We start from the raw sequence: 20,473 nt of genomic DNA, 5'->3' as shown, positions 1-20,473 counted from the left end.
TTTTAACTATTTTTTGGTGAATCCTTTTCTTGTCATTTCGCCCCAGCCTTTTGTGCCCATAATTTTCTCCTTATAACCTATTAACGCAGAATATACCGTAAGCGGATGAAAATAGAACGGCTCAATAAAAGCGGCAATCAAAAGTTTGAAGAAATCGGCTTGTTTAGGATATTTGTGATAAGTTCTCTCTTCGCTGTATAAGGCAATAACCGAAAAGAAAACGGCAAAAGAATAAACAAATAAAAGCAGCAAAAAGAAAAAGTGCCAATTTAGCAATCCAAAAACGATAAAAATAATGGTAATTAAAAGACCCACAAATTCTATTCCGGGCGCCAGAAATTCGAACAATGCCCAGTAAGGAACGCTTAGAAGTCCTAATAATTTGTATTTCGGATTGAAAAACATTTTTTTATGAAAACTTAATGTTTCTATTGTTCCTCTCATCCATCTTGAACGCTGTTTTTTAAATATACTAAAATCTTCGGGCGCCTCTGTCCAGCAAAGAGGATCCGGAATGTAGCTTACAGAATACGGTAATTTATTTTCGAGCATATAACGGCGCATTCTCACGATCAACTCCATATCTTCACCAACAGTTTTTGTGCTGTAACCGCCGCAAAGTATGGCAATTTCTTTATCAAAAGCACCAAATGCTCCGCTTATAAGCAATAATCCGTCTAATTTTCCCCAGGCCATTCTGCCTAATAAAAATGCTCTCAGATATTCTAAAACCTGAATTCTCGGCAACATTACATCGGGAATATTAACTTCTATCAAACGTCCGTTTTTTATAACGCACTGATTGGCAATTCTAACAACACCGCCCGTTGCAATAATGCGTTTTCCATACGATTCCAGAAAAGGTTTCGCCAATTTTAAAAGCGAATCTTTATCGAGTATACAATCGACATCGATACAAACCACATAAGGATTTTGCGCAATATTGAGTCCAACGTTTAAGGCATCTGCTTTACCGCCATTTTCTTTATCGACAACAATTAACTTCTTAAAAGCAGCATTTTTTGAAGTGTAGATTCCCCTTATTTTTTTGGTTTCTATTTGGGAATGAATATCCATTTCCGTAAGGACAAGGTCGTAAGTTCTGGTGAGAATTTCCATAGAATCATCCTTACTTCCATCGTTGACTACAATAACCTGATAGTTGTTGTAATTGAGAGAAAGCAGTGATTTTACATTTTCCTGGATAGTAAGACCTTCATTATACGCAGGTGCAATGAGCGAAAGTTTGGGTGCAAATCCGCTTGTAAGCAATACATCATAATCTACAAAACTGTTTCTTTTAAGATAATGTCTCAGTTCTTTTGTAGAGAGATAAGCCAGCATTAGGTAAGACGACATAATAAGTATGGCGTAACCCAATATAACAAGTATATATACGTCTAAAAACCATGTTATTTCAGTATTAAAAGAAGTCATGAATTTCTAAATTATAGGGTTAATGTCTGCAAAATACTCTGCGCCTTATACTTTAGTACCGCATTTGAAGTTTGCTCTGCCAATTGCGCCACATAGTGCATTTTTTGTGTGAGTTTGAGCTCTACGATTAGTTTTAATCCAAGATTAACTACCGTGGTGTTTTGCGATTCGAGCAAAAGTTCTACACCTTCCGTATCTCCGATGTCATGCTTTTTAAAAGCATTAATAATATTAAGCTGCATCCAGTCATCAATTGGATCCGTATGTTCGACCAGATATACTATACTTTGAGTGCCTTCCAGTTTAATACAGGCATTTATTGCAACAATTTTGAGTGTTTTTTTTCGGGCTCTCGAATAGGCAATAATCTGATCAAACGCTTCGTTGATATTAAACTCTGCTAACTCGGTAATCCCTTTGCATTTCACTTCCCATTTAAGGCTTTTCAATTTTCGGTACGAATCTTTTACCAAGCCCGAATCTTTGTAAAACTGTTCCAGTTTATGAGCATAAATACCTTCATAATTTTTATGAAGATTGATAAGTGATTCTGTTATCACCGATCTGAATATCCCGGTATTAAAAAGCACTAGAAAGTTTTTATCTTCTTTGATGGATGAAAAAAGAGTGTCTTCAAAGATAACAGAAGACATTATTTTATCAATCACCACACTATATTCTTTGCTTAGTTTCTCTCTTTTGATTTTCCGGTTCCGGCTGGCGACAATAATCAGGTACAATACAAAAGAAGCCGCTACAAACAGGTAGATTGAAAAAGTCAGAAAAGGTATTTCCCACTTGCCGTCTTTATATAAGTCCCAGAAATTCGTCATTTTAAAAACGTTTGGTTACAATAAACTGAACATTGAATCTGTTTCTGTACTCTCCGGGAATATATTCTTCCCTTTCGTAAAGAAAAACAGGAAGTACAAAAAACGAATCGCCAAAACGGTGCTGGTACTGAATTCCGGCTCTGTAAGCTTTTAAAGGCTGTGTAAAATTATTATATAAATACAAATAAGGAACATTTCCATATTGCAACTCCAATCGTATAATACGTTCTTTTTCTTCATTAGTGCGCTGAACGCTTAAAACATGCGAGAATAATTCGTTTGAAGTATCGTAATAAGGTCTGTATGCAAAACTGTAAATTCCTGCATTATAAGCAATTTGTCCGGTCAATAAAGTAATATCATCGCTTTCAAAATGCATAAAGCGGGCTCCAAGAGAAAAATCAAATTTTTTCTGTGGAGCAAAATAATATTCGAGACCCGCCTTTGCTACAGGGAAAATCGTTTCTCCTGTTGAAAAACCTGCATTGGCATACAAATAACTTTTGTTTGAAAAGGTCTGATAGAAATCGGTTTCAAACAACATTTGTGTTTCGGTGCTCACATTTCCAATATTGGCTCTACCTACAATGGCCGATTTGCTGAATTTATGCGAATATTCTACATAACCATAATGAAGCGGAGATTGTCCGGGTTCTGATGTCGAAACATTCAGATAAGAAGCCGAAACGGCATTTTTTGCCTTGCGTCCAATAAGTGTGCGGATTCCCCTGAAAACTTGTGTGCTATTATCAACAGACGATTTTTCTATTAACTCCAGGGCTTCCTGATCGCGGTTTAGTTTTTCCAGACAGGCCGCTTTAATTTGTATTATATCGGCAGATTTTGAATCAATAGCCAGATATTTATCGCAGTAAGCAATACATTTTTCGTAATCTTGTGTCCAAAAATAAACATTGATGATGGCCTGTAAAGCTTCAGGATTGGGATTATTTCGGTCTGCCAGAGGAGCCAAAATTTTTAGGGCAGTTTTATATTCCTTTTTCCAGCTGTAAACTCGTCCGGAAAAAATTTGTATATCTTCATCAGCCGGAAATTTAGCACGTAACGGTTCAATCAGCGATAAAGCTTTATCGTAATTTTCTTTCTCCGCTTCACGCTTTGCATTGGCTAAAATCTCTTCTGCATTGATTTCCTGAGCCATTGCAAAAGAAGAAATAAACAACATCAGGACTGAATAATAGATATACTTCATTAGAAACGTGATTTTAATAATTTATTAATTCTCACTAAAAGCACAGCCGGACTTACGGGTTTGGCAATAAATTCGTTTGCACCAATATCAAACGAGTCCAGTTCGGTCTGTTCTACTCCCGAAGAAGTCAATATTATTATAGGGATTTCCGATTTTAAGCTTTGCCTGACATGCTGCGTAATTTCCATTCCGCTAACGCCGGGCATATTAATATCGGTCAGTATCAAATCGTAACTTTCTTTTACGATGGCTTCCAATGCTTCTTTACCATCAGAAAACTGGTCGACACTAAATCCTTTGGATTCTAAGAAAAAAGATAATGATTTGCGTAGGATATCATTATCTTCTGCTAAAATAATTCTCATTTTTTTATTTTTTACCTTGGGGACAACATTCAATTATATCATCATATATGTAAAGCTAGGGCATATTTCCCGTTTATCATAACTCTTTTAAAATTTTAACGACCTCGGCAATGCCACAGTGAAAAATAGTTACCTTATCTAAAGTTTCTGATGTAAAACTTCCGGTTGAAGCTTCAATTTCTATAATCGACAAACAATTACTAAGATCCTGCAGCATAAAAATATCCATACTTGACTTCATATTGTGCGCCAGTCTTTTTACGCTGTCATGATCATTATTTTGAAACGCCAGTTCCATCTGCTCGGACTGCTGTGGAATTTTTTCTGTAAAAAGCTGGATCATATCCTTAATAAATTCCGGATCACCTCCAGCCATTTCATTCAGGAAAGTCAGATCAACTGTTCTCTTTCTTGGCGTCTCATCTGGTCTCATCACTGCTTTTATAGCATCCAAAAGAATGTTTTGTTTAAAAGGTTTTGGCACATACGCATTCATTCCCGATTTGTAACAACGCTCCTGCTCACCTACAAGAGAATGTGCAGTCATCGCTATAATGGGAATAGCCGAATTCATTTCGCTCCTAATATATTCTGTTGTCTGGTAACCATCTTTAACAGGCATCTGCAAGTCCATTAAAACCAAATCATAATTATTTTGCGACAAAAGTTCTATGCCTTCTTCTCCATTGGCAGCAATATCGATATCGAAACCAAAATTATTAATGACGCTTTTTGCAAGTTTTTGGTTGAGGACATTGTCTTCGCAAAGCAGGATTTTAAGATTTCCTAAATCATTTTCAGAAGCTGCTGTTCCCGAAATTTCTTCTGCCTCTGCTTTTTTATACGAAAGAATAACATAAAATTCGGAACCGCGGTTTGGTGTACTTTTTACATGAATTTCACCATTTTGTAATTCAACTAATTGTTTGACAATGTTAAGTCCGAGTCCGGTACCCCCAAATGTTCTGGTTGTACTTTCCTCTCCTTGTGTAAAGCGTTCAAAAATAGCTTCAATTTTGTCGTTTGGAATTCCGATTCCGGTATCTTTTACAGCAATTTTAAATGTATGATTATCTTCTGTTTCATCGATTTTTTTAACAGAAACCACTACTTCACCTTCATTGGTAAACTTAAGCGAATTCCCGATAAGGTTCACTAAAATCTGATTCAGCCTGCCCTGATCGCCAACAACCATATCGGGTATTTCGGCATCCAGAAAAAGATTAAATTCTACCTCTTTCTGCACTTTTACCTTCAATAAATTGTACACATGTTTCAGTGTTTTTTTGAGATTAAAAGCTTCAGATTCAATCGATAAATTACCTGATTCGATTTTAGAAAGATCCAAAATATCGTTTACGATCAAAAGCAGGTTTTCTCCTGCAATCTGCACACTTTCAATATAATCCTGCTGTGTTTCATCGAGTTCTGTCTGGGCAAGAAGATCTGTAAAACCAACAATAGCATTTAAAGGCGTTCTTATTTCGTGACTCATATTAGCCAAAAAACTATCACGCGCCAGCACTGCTTTTTCAGCAATTTTCTTTTGTGTTGCCAGTTGTATATTTTTGGTTCCCAATTCTAACTGTGCCATCACGTGTTTTGCCACAATAGAAAGCGCATTACGCTGATTATCATTCAATTCTTTACTAACATGGTCGATCGCACATAATGTTCCAATATTATAACCGTCGGGCGTCGTAATGGGCACTCCGGCATAAAATCTGACATTAAAACCTCCTGTAACATTCGGATCGTCTTTAAAACGCTCATTTACATGTGTATCCGGTATTTCTACCATTTTAGTATCCAATATAGTATACTGGCAGAAACTAATTTCTCTTGGTACTTCGCTTACGCCAACTCCAATTTCAGATTTAAACCATTGTCTGCTTTCATCAATAAAAGAAATATGGGCAATAGGAACGCCACAGATGTACGAAACTAATTTTGTGGCATCATCAAAAGCGTTATCTGGAAGCGTATCCAGAATATTGTAACGTTTTAAGGCAGCTAAACGTTGTAATTCGTTATCAGGAAGGGGAAAGTCGTGATTCATTTTTAGCGTGGTAAAGTCTGCAAAGATAAGCTAATTTTTACAAAGAAGACCCTGATCTGTTTTACGTTTATCAAAAAAACCTATACAAAATGATTCCTATTTAACTGGGTTTTGTTAACTGAAATAAGAACGAATCAAGTGCTAAAATTATTATCTAAATGCAGTAATTAATCATTTCAATCAAATCTTTTTTTGCGAAGGACAAAATATGTTTTTTTTCATCGGCTGGTATTTGTGATCTTATAGACCAGCAATTTCTGTTATCTCAGATATTTAACAAGTACTAAACGAATAGCACTTAAGTTAATTTTTAGATAATTATTGATTAAAAAGGCAATAAATAGTTTTGTAAAATGTTTATATAAAAGATGACATCCAGAATTTAATTAAACAAATACCCTTACAGATTAAAATTTTAAAGTATGAAAAAAATATTTTTAATAATCGCCTTTGCTTCCTTTTCTATGCACAGTTTCGCACAGGAGCTTAATAATAAAATGAAAACTATTCCGGCAAAAGATCCTGCTGTAAAAGAAGTTATTCCACCCAAAGAAACTTCTTCAAAAGTTAACCCGCCTGCTGTGGTTGAGAAACCGGAGCCTTTAAAGGTAGATCCGGAACAACTATTTAAAGATACCAACTTATACAAACAGGAATCCAATGTTCCTGGTGTTTTTTACAGAAGAAACCAATTTTTGGGTAATTTCAATACAAACGCTGTTACTTCAACAGTAATGTACCGTGATGCTGCTTTTGTAGACGGAGATAAAGTAAAAGTATATTTAAATGATAAAATAGTTGAGCCTGAAGTTTCTCTGGATGGTGAATTTAAAAGCTTAAAAATTAACCTCGAAAAAGGCATTAATAAAATTGACATTGAAGCCTTAAACGAAGGATTTGCATCGCCAAATACTGCTGAATTTAAAGTTATTGATGACAAAGGCACTGTAATTTCTGCCAGTGAATGGAATGTAGGAACGGGTTATAAAGCCGTAATTGTCCTTGTAAAAGAATAATTCAATATCATAAAAGAATTAAAAACTGCTGAACTCGGCAGTTTTTTTATTTGGATATATGTAGTTAACTACGTAGTTTTGTACCTATAATTTAATTTATACCTACAATGCGCATACAATCCATTCAGAATGAATATGAAAATGAGATTATTGATTTAATCTTAAACATTCAGCAGAAAGAATTTAACGTTCCGGTCACTTTAGAAGATCAGCCAGATTTACTGGATATTCATAATTTTTATTTTAAACCCGGCGGGACTTTTCTTGGAGCTTTTATCGACGGGAAATTAGTGGGAACAATCGCTTTGGTGCGTTTTAATCCGGAAGCTGCGGCGATTAGAAAAATGTTTGTCAAAAAAGAATTCAGAGGAAAAGAATTTGGAATTGCACAGCAATTACTGAATCAGCTAATTGAGTTCAGCAAAGAAAACGGAATCAAAAACTTATATTTGGGAACCGTTACCATTTTGCAAGCCGCTTTACGATTTTATGAAAAAAATAATTTTGTTACGATCGAAAAAGAAGCGCTTCCAACAGATTTTCCGCTCATGCGTCCTGATAATGTTTTTTGTCATTTAAAATTATAGAAAAATGAACATAATAGACGAAATTGGAATATTGGCGATCTCAACAAGATTACAGCGTTTGAGCGAGCAGCTTCGCAAAGACGGCGCATTGATATATAAATCTTTTGATATTGATTTTGAGCCCAAGTGGTTTCCCGTAATTTACACCCTTCATGTAAAAGAAATGCTGAGTGTGGTAGAAATTGCCAGCGAAATTGGCTACAGCCATCCTTCAACGATAAGTCTATTGAAAGAACTGGAAAAACAAAAAATAATCAGCTCTAAAAAAGACAAACAGGACGAGCGCAAACGACTGATTATCTTAACTAATAAAGGAAAAGAACTGGTTGTAAAAATGCAGCCGGTCTGGAATATTATGAAGAAAACACTTAACGAAATCACCAGTAATCAAAATAATCTTTTGAAAGCAATTGAAGAAACAGAGCAAAATCTGGCGAGACAGGGATTTTTCCAGCGTGCCTCAGAATTAAAACAATCAGATGTAAAATAACTAGCGTCTAGTCCTTAGTTTTTTTAGTCTTTAATGTAATTAAGTAAGGACTAAAACTAAAGCCTTATTCTCTTCCCGTAATTTTTTTACGATGATTTTGTCCCCATTTTGCAAGAGAATCGATTACCTCTTTAAGCGTGTGTCCGTATTCGGTAAGTTTATATTCTACCATAATAGGCTGTGTATTAAGAACAGTTCTGGTGACCAACTGGTTTTCTTCCAGATTTTTTAATTCCCTGCTGAGCATTTTCCCGGAAATTCCTTCCACCTCACGAAGCAGGTCGGTAAATCGCAGCGTATTGAAACACAACGAAGCAATAATAGCGATTTTCCATCTTCCGTTTAAAATATCCATGGCATCATGCACCGCCATTATTCTTTGGTTGCAATTGATTTTGTTATGTTCAGGCTCTTTTATCATAGCAATGTAAGTTAGTTACCTCGATGTTACAGTTACTTTTGGTAATCAGATGACAAAAATACACTTAAAGTTTTTACATTTGAAAACAATTTTAATCAATAGAAAAAAAATGGCTTTAATAGATGCATTAAACTGGCGTTATGCTACCAAAAAAATGAACGGACAGGTTGTTCCGCAGGAAAAAGTAGATTATATTCTTGAAGCAGCAAAATTAGCTCCGTCTTCGTCAGGATTACAACCTTATAAGATTTTTGTGATTTCTAATCCTGAAATGAAAGAAAAAATAAGAGCAGTTGGTTTTGACCAGAGCCAGATTACAGATGCTTCTCATGTCTTGGTCTGGGCTGCCTGGGAAAGTTATAGTTTAGAAAAAATCTCTGCGGTTTTTGACCGAACAATTGCAGAAAGAGGAATTCCTGCCGATGCAATGGACGAATACAAAGCCAGACTTTGGGGAATGTATGAACCGCTTGGAGAAGAATGGCACGCGAATCATGCTGCAAAACAAGCTTACATTTCGCTGGGAGTAGCGATTGCTGCCGCAGCAGAACAAAAAGTAGATGCTACACCAATGGAAGGTTTTATTCCTGCAGAAGTGGATAAACTTTTAGGTTTAAACGAACTTGGACTTAAAAGTGTTTTAGTTTTACCACTTGGTTACAGAGACGAAGCAAATGACTGGCTGGTGAATCTTAAAAAAGTACGTACACCAAAAGAAGAATTTATTACAGAAATCAGGTAATATTTCACTTTTTTGTTTTACTGACAAAATGCTTCTGAAACGGTTAAGATACTGTTGCAGAAGCATTTTTTATTTTTATTCATTTTCGCTGAATCACAAAAGGTTAAACAAAAGATTCCCTCTCTTACAAAACAGAAATTAATTTTATTATTTGCATAAAAAAGGTACTCAAAGCGGATAATTATATGATAATGTATTAAGTAATTTTGCTGCTCCAAAACAATTCAATCCTTTTAAAAATTTAAATTTTAGAACTATGTCTGATTTTTTAACCCAATTCGGAGAAGACTTAAAGAAAAATGTACCGGGTTTTATCGCCGTTTCTGTGGCAGAAATCGCAACTGGTATGTCATATTATTCAGTATCAGTATTACCAGATTTTGATCCGGAATTAGCATCGGCTTTCAATCTCGAAGTGGTAAAAGCAAAAATGAATGCTATTAAAGCCTTAAACCTTCAGGGTCAGGTTATTGATAACGTTATGATTACCCTGACTTCTCAAATTCATATTATTGACGTTTCTGACAATCAGGATTATTTTATTTACCTGGCAGTAGATTCTACAAAAGCAAATTTAGGAATGACAAAATCAATCCTGAACAAGTACAAAAAAGAAATCGCAGCAAAATTGTAATTATTTTTTATTTGCCTTATTTTAAAAGGAATATTCAGACCGAATATTCCTTTTATTTTTTTAGATAAGTTGCATTTCTTTTCCTTAAAATACTTTATATTTCGCAGGGTAAACAGGAAATTTGTACAAATGGAATTACGCGCGTATTTCGAAAAATATCCGGACGAAGAAACCTGCATAGAAGAACTTAAGAACAAGCGTTTGGAAAACGGACTAATCTGCCGAAAATGCGGACACAATGAACATTCCTTCAGAAGAAATGACTTGAAGTTTCAATGCAAAAAATGCCGAAGCCGAATTGGCCTCAGATCGGGAACAGTAATGGAAAATTCGAATCTGCCTATTCGATACTGGATGATCTGCATTGAATTAATGACTTTATCCCACCGCCGGATTTCTATTTTAAAAATTCAGTACTTTCTGGGACACAAACGCTACGAACCCATTTGGTTGATGGTGCAAAAAATTCGCCTGGTAATGAAAATCAGAGATGACAAATACCGTTTAAGAGCGTATACTGAATTTGATCCTGAATTTCTAAAAAAAATCGAAAAGAATACGCTGGAAAACGACAGCCAGACTTTCTAGCACATTTAAATTCCTAAACTGATATGAAAGCCGACTTAAGAAAGCATTTCGAGAAAAGTATTTCTCTTACAGATGATGAATATGCATTTGTTATTTCTCATTTTACTGCTAAAAAATACAAAAAACATCAATTTCTGATTCAAAGAGATGAAGAGGTAAAGTACTCTTATTTTGTAATTTCAGGACTTTTAAAATTGGTGTTTACTGCTGACTCGGGAAAGGAACATGTTGTCTCCTTTGCAATGGAAGACTGGTGGGAAAGCGATTATTATGCTTTTTACACCCAGACAAAAGCAACCATGTCGCTTGAATGTCTCGAAGACACCAAAGTATTGTGCTGCACACTGGAAGATTATAAAAAATTATGTGCAGGTCTGCCCAAAATAGAAAGTTTTTTTCTTGAAAAAGCTACTTTTGGATTCCTGGGATCGCAGCGTCGTATTATTTCCTGGCAAACATCAAATTCTAAAGAGCGCTACGAACAGCTTCTAAAACAATATCCTACTCTTTTTCAACGCGTTCCTAAAAGCCTCATTGCATCTTATCTTGGGGTTTCCCGCGAAACACTCAGCAGACTTTCAACATAATGTGATGTTTGTCACTCGTAAATCGTGACGAATATCACCAATCTTTACGAGATCTTATACTGAATTTTGTCTTATAATTTTAAAACAAAAATAAGATGACTAAAAGAGTAATAAATCCGTGGGAATGGCAAAACGAACGCAGCTACGCACAAGCAGTTGAAGTAAAAAACCCGGAAGGAACTTTATATGTTTCCGGACAAACCGCAATTAGCGCAGATGGAATTTCAAGCAACGAGAGTATGGAATCTCAAATTAATATGGCGCTCCAAAATTTAGAACTTGTCATAACCCAGGCAGATTACGAATGCAACGGAATTGTGCGACTGAATATTTACACAACAGATACCGCAGAATTATGGCCGCACTTTAATATTATCCAGAATTGGATTGCGAAACATAAAATTACTCAGGCAACAACGCTGTTTGAGGTAAAAAGTCTTTTTGAAACCTTAAAAGTTGAATTTGAAGCAACCGTTGTAAAATAATAACTAAAAAAAATGCTGTACATAGAACCATGTACAGCATTTTTATCACGATAAAGAACATTTATAATTGACAATTACTGTTATCAATTAATCCTTATTTCTTTTTACTATTCTTTTTTGCTTTAGATCTTTTTGCTTTTTTCTTAGCGATCTTTTTTGCTTTTGCTTTATCTTTTGCTTTTTTTGCTTTGTCTTTCTTTTTTGCTTTTGCTTTAAGTTTTGCCTTTTTAGCTTTTTCTTTCTTTTTATCTTTGGCTTTTTCCTTTCTCTTTGCTACAGCTTTTTTCTTTTTCAGCTTTTCTTTTTTCTCCGCTACCTGCTTTTTTTCTTTTTCTTTCATTTTTTTCTTCTTTTTAGATTTCAATTTGTCTTTATTATCTTCTGATGAAATTTCCTCATCTTCAGATACCGGCCCCCCTTCTGCTTCAGATTGTATTTGCTCGTTTGAATCCGGATTTTTTTCTACACCAGGAATGGCTTTTTTTGGAATTCTTTTAGGCTTAGGTTTTAATTCCGGTGTCTCAGCAACAACTTCTTCCTGAGAATTTTGAGATTCTTGTTGATTGTTTTCGTCAGTCGTGATAGCTGAACTTGTATCTATCTCCTGATTCATTTCATTAGTAAGCACTTCTTTTGCCATTATTATCTTAATTTTAAGAAATTAATTAAATTAAATTTGAGTTATACAAATTTTCAATGTTATTAAATCATTAATTTAACATTAAAAAATAATAACCAAAGATAAATCGAAAAAGACATATGCCAATGTTAAGTTTTTCAACGTGGAAGAATCAGGAAGATAATATTCTAAGAAACAGCACATTACCCAATGTTAAGTTTTTATCTGTCCGTTTTCATTTATTTAAAACGTATCCACAGCAATTATACGGCATATAAATTCATAAAAAACCGATACCTTTTTGGATAATTAAGCTCTAAATTTGCTCAGATGTACAACGATTTAGAATATCAATTTGTTCAACCAGAAAAAAACCTTTCACACTATGTGGATTGTTTTTGGTGCATGCGCAACAAATCTGACCATACTATGCAAACCATCGGACTCCCGGATGGACGAATCGATTTAGCACTGATTCAAACCAGTGAAAATCCTTTTCAGATCAGGCTTTTAGGTTTAGGAACACGGCACTATGAAAAAGGAGAAATCCCTGCCAACAGCCTAACTTTTGTAATTAGCCTTAAACTGCCTGCTGTCGAATACATTTTACAGGAAAGCATTGCTACCCTTGTAAATTCCGGAAAAATAATGGAACCTGATTTTTGGAATTTCAATAAAAGCGATCTGCAAAACTTTGCATTTTTCTGTAAAAAGGCCAGTGCCAAAATGCAATCGCTGATCCCGGAAGAACCTGACTATCGAAAACAAAAATTATTCAGCCTCATTTATGAAACCAAAGGTGCCCTTACGGTAAAAGAATTGTCTGAAAAATCAAACTGGAGCAGCAGGCAAATTAACCGTTACTTTCAGCAATGGTTTGGAATTTCCTTAAAAGCATATTGCACTATTTTGCGTTTTCGCGCTTCACTGGATCATATTGCAAAGGGAAAATTATTTCCGGAAGAGAATTTTTCTGATCAGACTCATTTTATTAAAGAAATAAAAAAAATCTCGGGGGCGATTCCAAAAGAATTATTTCAAAATAAAAATGACCGATTTATACTATTATCGGCGCTTTCCTCACGATAATTTTGCAGCATAGATTTTAAATAAACACCTATGCTGATACAAAATAAACAAATAGCCATTATTGGCGGCGGAATGGGCGGCCTGCTTCTGGCGCGTCTTTTACAAATGGAGAATATACAGGTAAAAGTGTACGAAAGAGACGCTAACCACCAGGTTCGCGTACAAGGTTCGCCATTAGATTTACACGAAGATTCTGGTTTAAAAGCCATGAAAAAAGCTGATTTATTGGATGAATTCTATAAAAACATTCGCCCTAACGCCAGTAAAACCCGTATTGTAAATCAAAAAATGGAATTGAAATTTGATGAACATGCGGTTCAAAAAGCAGTTCCGGCAGTATTCTCTAAAACCAATCCCAATTCTTTACAAAATATTTCAAAACCACGTCCTGAAATAGATCGTGCTGATTTACGTAAAGTATTAATTGATTCTCTAAAACCGGAAACGATTATCTGGGGAAGTCATTTTATTTCGATGGAAGACGAGAACCAGGGATGGAAGATTCATTTTAAAAACGGATGCAGCGCGTATGCCGATTTAGTCATTGCGGCAGACGGAGCAAATTCTAAAGTCCGCTCTTATTTAAGCGACCTCAAGCCTGTTTATTCGGGAATTACGATGCTTGAAGGAACCATTTATAATGCAAAAGAAAATGTACCGGCACTTTTTGAATTTTCTAAAGGAGGAAAAGTCCTTGCTTTTGGCAACGGACAAACCATAATGTACGGCACAAAAGGCGATGGTTCGCTGATGTTCTTAAGCAGTTCCAAAACCACCGAAAAAGAGCTTCAGGATAAGGAACATGATTTTAAAGACAATAAACAAATTTTTAACTGGTTTAAAACCACTTTTAAAGACTGGAGCGAAGAATGGAATGCTCTTTTTACAAGTTCGGAATTGTATTTTATTCCGCGTCCGCAATATTATTTTCCGTTAAATCAAAGTTGGAAAACAAAAGAAAACCTTACTATGATTGGAGATGCCGCTCACCGAATGCCTCCTTTTGCCGGAAAAGGCGCCAATTTAGCTTTACTCGACGCTGTAGAGCTGGCCCGAAATCTGACCTCAGATCATTATTCAGATACAAAAACAGCCATTTTTGATTTTGAAAATGATATGCTGCAGCGCGCTGCAAAAGCCACAAAAGAAACATTAGAAAATGCGACACAGCTATTTGCCGAAAACGCTTTGGATAATCTGGTTGCTATTTTTAAGAATGCGCATTGACAGGATAATAGCTACTTTAAATAAAAAAAGCTCTAATTCTTCCGAGTTAGAGCTTTCATTTATACAATTAAGAAATTAATCCCATTTATGAGTGTGAGAAACAGCATATCTCCCTGCTCCGGTAAAAATCAAAGCAACTGATCCCAGCAGATAAAGCATTAATAACTCTAGCGCATAGCCTCCGTGATCACTTATTGAGAAAATCTCACCAGAATGAGCAACTGCAACAGCCACAATACAGTTAATTGCAAAAATTACCGAGGCAATTTTAGTACGCCAGCCCAACAATATAGCCAATGGCGCCAAAACTTCTCCAATGTAGACTGCGTAACCTACTACTCCCAAATTATCGGTTAAAAATGAGATTCCGTGCAGAATTTTAGATACTCCATGAAAGAGCATCAGTCCGCCAATGCTTATGCGTAATATTAATAATCCTAAATCTGTGTTTTTTGAATTCATAAAAGATATATTTTGGGTTTATAGCAAACTAAAATACAAAATTTAGTTATTCGGGAGGTATAACCTTTTAATTTAAAAAATAGGCATAAAAAAAGAGATGTCACAAAACATCTCTTTTCAGGTTATCAACTCTAAAATCAACAAATTTATTCTTCTAAAAGGATAAAAGTTTTATCATTTGCCCTGATCTTAGTTCCTTCAAAATCAATATCGATAATTCCTGCCTTTCTTGGCGAAACCCCGCTATTGCTAAAGTGCGTATGAAGCACATATTTCATCTTTCCGATTTTATCATAAAAAACATCGCCATGTCCTGAACCATTTATTCCAATATTTTTTTTACTGATTATCGGACTATCAGCTGACTTTTCCCATGGTCCGAAAGGGTTTTTTGAAGTTGCATATCCTACTGAATAATCAGGATTTCTAAAATCGTTTGCCGAATAAATCATATAATACAAATCATTGTGTTTTAAAACGGTCGGACCTTCAGTAACCGGCCAGCTTACATTCTGCGTATTTTCCCAGGGCAGCACACCGGAAATGCATTCCTTAAGGGTTTCTTCTTTAATTCCCGAAAAATCATCTCTTAATTCAGCTGTAAAGATTCGGTTTCCATTGGTTAAACGAACGTGGTACAAATATTTCTTTCCGTCCTGATCAAAAAAGACAAAAGGATCAATTTGTTTTTCAGATGGGAACATTGGCGCTTTGAATTCGTTTTTAAAAGGCCCAAGCGGACTGTCAGAACTTGCGATTGCAATATTTTCATCGGCTGTGTAAATCATAAAGAATTTATCGTTGTACTTAAAAACCTGCGGCGCCCAGAAACCTTTGGTCCCAAAAGCATCACCTTTTTTCAACACTAAACCATTTTGTGTACCGGCAGGACCTTTCCAGTTTTTCAAATCGCCGGAAGTATAAACCAGAAAACCTTCTCCGTTTAAAGGAGTTTCTCCCGACGTTGTTCCGTACAAATAATAAGTTCCCTTATCGTAAAAAATAGTAGGATCTGCCAGCAAAATTGGTGACGTTTTTGGCTTGGTTATTTTAGTATTTTCTTTCTCCTGAGAGCAACAAATAAAGAAACAAAGCAAACTAAAGAGGCTTAAATATTTTTTCATTACATCTAATTTTATTATTTAAGTTAAACAATATAAACATATCACAATTAAAAAGTTAAACATTCAGTATAGATAAAAACTATAGCGGTTTTTTAATGAAAAAATTCTGTTTTTTACTGTTTATAAACTCCTGTTAGTCAAAAATGGAATCAGCAATTAGCACATTATTTCATTACCTAAAATCAGCAGGAAATTTGTTATACAAATTCATTCAAAATGTAAAAAATTAACTTTAAAGAATCTATTTCAATATTACCCACTCACCTGTCCTAAATTAAACTGCTTTTTTTTCAAACAATTACTTTTTTATTGAGAATTTATACAGCGAAATGGTATGGTATTTTTGACCTTTTTTCAAAATTATCGGAGCAAATTTTGGCTGGTTTGGAGCATCTGGAAAGTGCTGGGTTTCTAGAGCAAAAGCAGTTCTGAAATCATCTTTAACACCCGATTTAAACACATTTTTACCTTGCATAAAATTGCCACTATAAAATTGTATTCCAGGTTCTTCCGTATAAATATCTAAAGTTATACCTGAAACATCCCCCGCAATGGTGGCAGCATGAATAAGTCCTTTATTTTTTGCTCTGGAAAGTACATAATTGTGATCATAGCCTTTACCGAATTTTAATTGTTCGTCTTTCATTTCAATCCGTTCTCCGATCGTGTGTCTCGATGTAAAATCAAAAGGCGTGTTTTTTACTGACCTTAATTCTCCTGACGGAATCAAACCTTCATCAACCGATGTAAATTGATCAGCATAGATCTGTAGTTCGTGATTAAGTATCGTACCACTCCCTTCTCCATTCAAATTAAAAAAGGCATGATTAGTCAGATTCACTACGGTTGTTTTATCTGTTGTCGCTTCATATTCCATTTTTATACTTTGATCTGCTTCGAGTATATACGTTACTTTTACCGTTAAATTACCAGGAAAACCCTGTTCGCCATCTGGCGAAACGTAACTAAAAACTAAGGTGTTATTATTTTTCTTTGCCACATCCCAGACAACATCCTGAAAGCCTTTTACGCCGCCATGCAATGCATTTTTTCCATTATTCAGGGGTACCTGATATTGTTTTCCTTCTAATGTAAACTGCCCTTTTGCAATACGGTTGCCCACCCTTCCAATTGTCGCTCCAAAATAAGGCTCTGTACAATTTTTAAATCCTTTTACAGAATTCATACCTGTTACAACATCGGTTTGTTTACCGTTTTTATCTGCAAGCCACAATCCTATTAATCTCCCGCCATAATTGGTAAAAGCCGCTTTTATTCCTTTGTTTTCAATCCAGTACAAAGCCACTTTTTTACCATCGATAATGGTATCAAAATTTTTGGCTTCTAAAACAGAATCTGTTTTAACCTTTTGGACTTCCTTAGCAACCTCAGCCTCAGTCTTTTTAGTGTCTTTACAATTAAATTGCAAAAGGGCAAGCAGCAGAACCGCTGCAATCTGTATGTTTTTCATTGGATAAATTTTTAAATTTATTATTTAGACGGAATTGCCAAAATTGTTTCTTCACTTACCGGAACACCCAAAACCGGAAAACCGTTCGCATCCCAGCTTATTTTCTGCATTCTCGGCGATCTTTTGGTACCGCATCCTTCTCCCGGATTTGAATTGGCATGGTATAAAATCCAGTCTTCTTTTCCGTCAGGAGATTTAAAAAATGAATTGTGTCCTGGTGCGTACACTTTATTTTCGGCAGATTGCTTAAAAATGGGCTCCGGAGATTTCTTCCAGGCCGAAGCATCCAGTAAATTAGTATCGCCATTAAACGATAACAACCCTAAAGCGTAGAAATCAGTCCAGCATCCGCTTGCAGAGAAAACAATAAAAACCTTCTCGCCATTCGATAGAAATTGTGGTCCTTCATTCACATTTACCTGCGCCGGATTTATATCATCGTGCAAAGCGCCGTGAGTTTCCCAGTCATGACCCGGAGATGAAATCAAAACTCTTTCGCCCTCTATTTCTAATGGATTTTTCATTTTGGCGATATAGATATTTTGTTGTCCGTTGGTATCGCTTTCCCATCCGGCCCAGATCATATAAAGCTGTTTTTTATACTCAAAAACATTTCCGTCAATTGCCCACTTATCGGTTTTGGCCGCTATTTTCCCCTTAAAGTTCCACTTTCCTTTAAAGGGATCAGCGGATTTGTTTTCAAGGACATACATTCTATGGTTATTATTATCACCATTGTCTGCAGCAAAGTAACAATACCATTTTCCATTGATTACATGAAACTCAGGGGCCCAGATTTCTTTTGAATAAGCGGTACCTTTTGGCGGCTCCCAAATTACTTTGCTTTTGGCTTTTTTTATGTCTGATAAATCTTTTGTTTTCCATAACACCAATTTATTTCCAAGCGTATTAGTGTAGTAATAATAGCCTTTATAATAAGTGGAATAAGGATCTGCACCCGAAGGCAAAATCGGATTTTGGAATGTTTTCTGCTGCGCAAAACTTAGCGTGGTGAACAGCAAAAGAATTAAATATTTTTTCATCGTTGTTGTGTTAAATTTTTTACGCAGACTTTAGTGACTATTTGATACAGAGATCAGTTGAAAATAAATCTGCGGAAACAAGAAATTATTTCTTATTCAAAACCTCTATTACCTCTTTATTCATCGCATTTACCTTTTGAAAGTCCATTTTATCAACCTTACGATCATAAGTCATAAAACCGTTTACTTCGCCTTCGACATCTGTTGTCTGCGTGTATACAGCTGCTGAGAATCCCGATTTTACCAGACCTTTTAACTTTTGGGCATATTTAATGTATTCCGCTGTCACTTCACTGGCATTTTTAAATTTAACGTAACCCCAATTATTATCTGTTCTCCATAAATGTCCTTCCAGCGGCAGGCCAATTCCACCATATTCCCCTAAAACCGTTACTCTTCTGGCATCATACAAATACAATTCCGGATCCGGATAATGGTGTAGATCTAAAATGTCACCGGTCTGAAAATGATTTCCGCCACTTGATGAGTTCACCAGACGGCTTGGGTCGTGGTTTTTTGTCCATTCTGTAATTTCAACAGTTTTAAATTGTCCCCAGGCCTCATTAAACGGCACCCACACAACAATACTTGGATAAGAAATCAATTGATCCATGATTTCTTTCCACTCTTTTTTATAGATTTCCTGAGATTTTGCGGTTCTCTGAAGTTCTGTTCCCTCAAAATAGTTTTGTTGTTGCCAAACCGGCTGTTCATCGCCGCTCGGCATATCCTGCCAGACCAAAATCCCTAACTGATCACAGTGCGTATACCAGCGCTCCGGCTCTACTTTTACGTGTTTACGAATCATATTAAAACCTAATTCTTTTGTTTTAATGATATCATATTTCAAAGCTTCATCTGTTGGAGCAGTGTACAATCCGTCTGGCCACCATCCCTGGTCTAAAGGTCCGTATTGAAAGTAATCTTTGTTGTTTAACTGCATACGCACAATGCCGTGCACATCTCTCTTAGAAGCAATTTTTCGCATGGCAAAGTAACTTTTTACTTCATCAACTGTTTTATTCTTGCTAAGCAGACTAATTTTTGTCTGATACAGAAAAGGGTTTTCCGGCGACCATACTTTCGGATTTTTTAAGATAATGTCTACGCTTTCCCCAACGACCGCTTTTTCCTTGGCGATTTCTTTACCGGCATCCAAAACAGTAATTTCTATAAAATCTCCTGCATTTGCGCCTGCAACTTCTGCTTTTATACCAATGCTGTTCTGATCTAAATTGGGCAGGATTTTTAAAGTTGAAATGTTTTTAGCATTTACAGGCTCGATCCAGACTGTTTGCCAGATTCCGGTTACCGGCGTGTACCAAATTCCTTCCGGATTTTTAACCTGCTTTCCTCTTGGCTGAGGCCCGTCATTTGAAGGATCACATACTTTTACAACTAATTTCTGCAATCCGCTTTTAAGGAAAGGAGTAATATCAAAAGAAAATGAAGTGTATCCGCCGGTATGCGAACCTACTTTGATATCATTTACATACACTTCTGTTTTCCAGTCGACAGCGCCGAAATGTAGCAGGATGTTTTTGCCTTTCCAATTGGAGTCAATGCTGAAATTGGTTTCATACCAAAGTTCGTTCGCAGAACCAACAGTTTTCATAACACCCGACAAACTGGATTCTGCAGCAAACGGAACCAGAATTTCACCATCGTATTTAGAAGGCGCTGCTTTTCCTGCCTCCTGAATGGCATATTTCCATAATCCGTTTAGGTTTTTCCAATCATTTCGTTCCATAATCGGACGCGGATATTCCGGCAAAACCTTCGACGGATTTACTTCCGAGGCCCATTTGGTCTTTATTTTATCTCCCTGTGGTTTCCATTGTGCATTTGCAATAAATGCCGAAAACAGGGCTAAAAATAGAATGCTGCTTTTTTTCATTTCATATCGATTTATGCTTTGTTTTATAAAAACATTGCAATATTATTTTTCAACTTAAAAGAATTACCAGACTGTTTTTTCCAC

At 35.8% G+C, this 20,473-nt stretch carries 22 protein-coding genes; 10 read left to right on the top strand and 12 right to left on the bottom strand.

Going from position 1 to position 20,473, the window contains the following annotated elements; all coding sequences use genetic code 11:
* Nucleotides 1-6 precede the first annotated feature (6 nt).
* From ABEB31_RS13320 to ABEB31_RS13300, 5 genes are all read right to left on the bottom strand, one after another.
* Complete coding sequence (locus ABEB31_RS13320) at nt 7-1,437, bottom strand: glycosyltransferase family 2 protein (RefSeq protein ID WP_347052113.1); 1,431 nt, start codon at nt 1,435-1,437, stop codon at nt 7-9.
* Between the two features lie 11 nt (nt 1,438-1,448).
* The gene (locus ABEB31_RS13315; RefSeq protein ID WP_347052112.1) at nt 1,449-2,270 is read right to left on the bottom strand and encodes a hypothetical protein; all 822 of its coding nucleotides are present in this window, start codon (nt 2,268-2,270) and stop codon (nt 1,449-1,451) included.
* 1 nt (nt 2,271) lies between these two features.
* Nucleotides 2,272-3,483: a tetratricopeptide repeat protein gene (locus ABEB31_RS13310; RefSeq protein WP_347052111.1), complete on the bottom strand. Its 1,212-nt coding sequence runs from the start codon at nt 3,481-3,483 to the stop codon at nt 2,272-2,274.
* Nucleotides 3,483-3,848: a response regulator transcription factor gene (locus tag ABEB31_RS13305; protein WP_347052110.1), complete on the bottom strand. Its 366-nt coding sequence runs from the start codon at nt 3,846-3,848 to the stop codon at nt 3,483-3,485. Before ABEB31_RS13305 ends, ABEB31_RS13310 begins: the two co-directional genes overlap by 1 nt.
* 76 nt (nt 3,849-3,924) lie before the next feature.
* Nucleotides 3,925-5,907, bottom strand: coding sequence for a GAF domain-containing hybrid sensor histidine kinase/response regulator (locus tag ABEB31_RS13300; protein ID WP_347052109.1), 1,983 nt, complete (start codon nt 5,905-5,907; stop codon nt 3,925-3,927).
* 422 nt (nt 5,908-6,329) lie between these two features.
* On the opposite strand from ABEB31_RS13300, the gene ABEB31_RS13295 reads away from it, so the two are divergent.
* The 3 genes from ABEB31_RS13295 (at nt 6,330) to ABEB31_RS13285 (ending at nt 8,000) form a co-directional block, all read left to right on the top strand.
* The gene (locus tag ABEB31_RS13295) at nt 6,330-6,923 is read left to right on the top strand and encodes a hypothetical protein (RefSeq protein ID WP_347052108.1); all 594 of its coding nucleotides are present in this window, start codon (nt 6,330-6,332) and stop codon (nt 6,921-6,923) included.
* Nucleotides 6,924-7,030: 107 nt separating this feature from the next.
* Nucleotides 7,031-7,510 carry a GNAT family N-acetyltransferase gene (locus ABEB31_RS13290; RefSeq protein ID WP_347052107.1) on the top strand — a complete coding sequence of 160 codons (480 nt, stop codon included), beginning with the start codon at nt 7,031-7,033 and terminating at the stop codon, nt 7,508-7,510.
* Between the two features lie 4 nt (nt 7,511-7,514).
* Nucleotides 7,515-8,000: a MarR family winged helix-turn-helix transcriptional regulator gene (locus tag ABEB31_RS13285; protein ID WP_347052106.1), complete on the top strand. Its 486-nt coding sequence runs from the start codon at nt 7,515-7,517 to the stop codon at nt 7,998-8,000.
* 64 nt (nt 8,001-8,064) lie between these two features.
* On the opposite strand, the gene ABEB31_RS13280 is transcribed toward ABEB31_RS13285, so the two are convergent.
* The gene (locus ABEB31_RS13280) at nt 8,065-8,421 is read right to left on the bottom strand and encodes a winged helix-turn-helix transcriptional regulator (RefSeq protein ID WP_347052105.1); all 357 of its coding nucleotides are present in this window, start codon (nt 8,419-8,421) and stop codon (nt 8,065-8,067) included.
* Between the two features lie 109 nt (nt 8,422-8,530).
* Between ABEB31_RS13280 and ABEB31_RS13275 the strand changes: the two genes are divergently transcribed.
* From ABEB31_RS13275 to ABEB31_RS13255, 5 genes are all read left to right on the top strand, one after another.
* Nucleotides 8,531-9,163 carry an NAD(P)H-dependent oxidoreductase gene (locus tag ABEB31_RS13275; protein ID WP_347052104.1) on the top strand — a complete coding sequence of 211 codons (633 nt, stop codon included), beginning with the start codon at nt 8,531-8,533 and terminating at the stop codon, nt 9,161-9,163.
* A 256-nt stretch (nt 9,164-9,419) separates the two neighbouring features.
* Nucleotides 9,420-9,797 (top strand): hypothetical protein, encoded by a 378-nt coding sequence (locus tag ABEB31_RS13270; RefSeq protein ID WP_347052103.1) that lies wholly within the window; start codon nt 9,420-9,422, stop codon nt 9,795-9,797.
* Nucleotides 9,798-9,926: 129 nt separating this feature from the next.
* Nucleotides 9,927-10,385 (top strand): transposase, encoded by a 459-nt coding sequence (locus ABEB31_RS13265; RefSeq protein WP_430408231.1) that lies wholly within the window; start codon nt 9,927-9,929, stop codon nt 10,383-10,385.
* Nucleotides 10,386-10,408: 23 nt separating this feature from the next.
* Nucleotides 10,409-10,972 carry a Crp/Fnr family transcriptional regulator gene (locus ABEB31_RS13260; RefSeq protein WP_347052102.1) on the top strand — a complete coding sequence of 188 codons (564 nt, stop codon included), beginning with the start codon at nt 10,409-10,411 and terminating at the stop codon, nt 10,970-10,972.
* Nucleotides 10,973-11,067: 95 nt separating this feature from the next.
* On the top strand, nt 11,068-11,457 hold the full coding sequence (locus ABEB31_RS13255; protein WP_347052101.1) for a RidA family protein: 390 nt from the start codon (nt 11,068-11,070) through the stop codon (nt 11,455-11,457).
* A 94-nt stretch (nt 11,458-11,551) separates the two neighbouring features.
* Here the strand turns inward: ABEB31_RS13255 and ABEB31_RS13250 are convergent, their stop codons facing one another.
* A complete protein-coding gene (locus ABEB31_RS13250) occupies nt 11,552-12,097 on the bottom strand; it encodes a hypothetical protein (RefSeq protein ID WP_347052100.1) in 546 nt (181 codons plus the stop codon).
* A gap of 309 nt (nt 12,098-12,406) precedes the next feature.
* Here ABEB31_RS13250 and ABEB31_RS13245 point away from each other — a divergent pair, with 309 nt between their 5' ends.
* Complete coding sequence (locus ABEB31_RS13245; RefSeq protein WP_347052099.1) at nt 12,407-13,165, top strand: DUF6597 domain-containing transcriptional factor; 759 nt, start codon at nt 12,407-12,409, stop codon at nt 13,163-13,165.
* Between the two features lie 30 nt (nt 13,166-13,195).
* Nucleotides 13,196-14,392, top strand: coding sequence for an FAD-dependent oxidoreductase (locus ABEB31_RS13240; RefSeq protein WP_347052098.1), 1,197 nt, complete (start codon nt 13,196-13,198; stop codon nt 14,390-14,392).
* Between the two features lie 75 nt (nt 14,393-14,467).
* On the opposite strand, the gene ABEB31_RS13235 is transcribed toward ABEB31_RS13240, so the two are convergent.
* From ABEB31_RS13235 to ABEB31_RS13215, 5 genes are all read right to left on the bottom strand, one after another.
* Nucleotides 14,468-14,854: a DoxX family protein gene (locus tag ABEB31_RS13235; RefSeq protein WP_347052097.1), complete on the bottom strand. Its 387-nt coding sequence runs from the start codon at nt 14,852-14,854 to the stop codon at nt 14,468-14,470.
* A 146-nt stretch (nt 14,855-15,000) separates the two neighbouring features.
* Complete coding sequence (locus ABEB31_RS13230; RefSeq protein WP_347052096.1) at nt 15,001-15,978, bottom strand: glycoside hydrolase family 43 protein; 978 nt, start codon at nt 15,976-15,978, stop codon at nt 15,001-15,003.
* Nucleotides 15,979-16,276: 298 nt separating this feature from the next.
* Nucleotides 16,277-17,449 (bottom strand): aldose epimerase family protein, encoded by a 1,173-nt coding sequence (locus ABEB31_RS13225; RefSeq protein ID WP_347052095.1) that lies wholly within the window; start codon nt 17,447-17,449, stop codon nt 16,277-16,279.
* Between the two features lie 20 nt (nt 17,450-17,469).
* On the bottom strand, nt 17,470-18,492 hold the full coding sequence (locus ABEB31_RS13220) for a glycoside hydrolase family 43 protein (protein ID WP_347052094.1): 1,023 nt from the start codon (nt 18,490-18,492) through the stop codon (nt 17,470-17,472).
* 85 nt (nt 18,493-18,577) lie between these two features.
* The gene (locus tag ABEB31_RS13215; protein ID WP_347052093.1) at nt 18,578-20,389 is read right to left on the bottom strand and encodes a glycoside hydrolase family 2 protein; all 1,812 of its coding nucleotides are present in this window, start codon (nt 20,387-20,389) and stop codon (nt 18,578-18,580) included.
* Nucleotides 20,390-20,473 lie beyond the last annotated feature (84 nt).

Source organism: Flavobacterium olei, assembly GCF_039749035.1.
Classification (GTDB): Bacteria; Bacteroidota; Bacteroidia; order Flavobacteriales; family Flavobacteriaceae; genus Flavobacterium; species Flavobacterium olei.
This window is presented reverse-complemented; position numbering and strand designations above follow the sequence as displayed.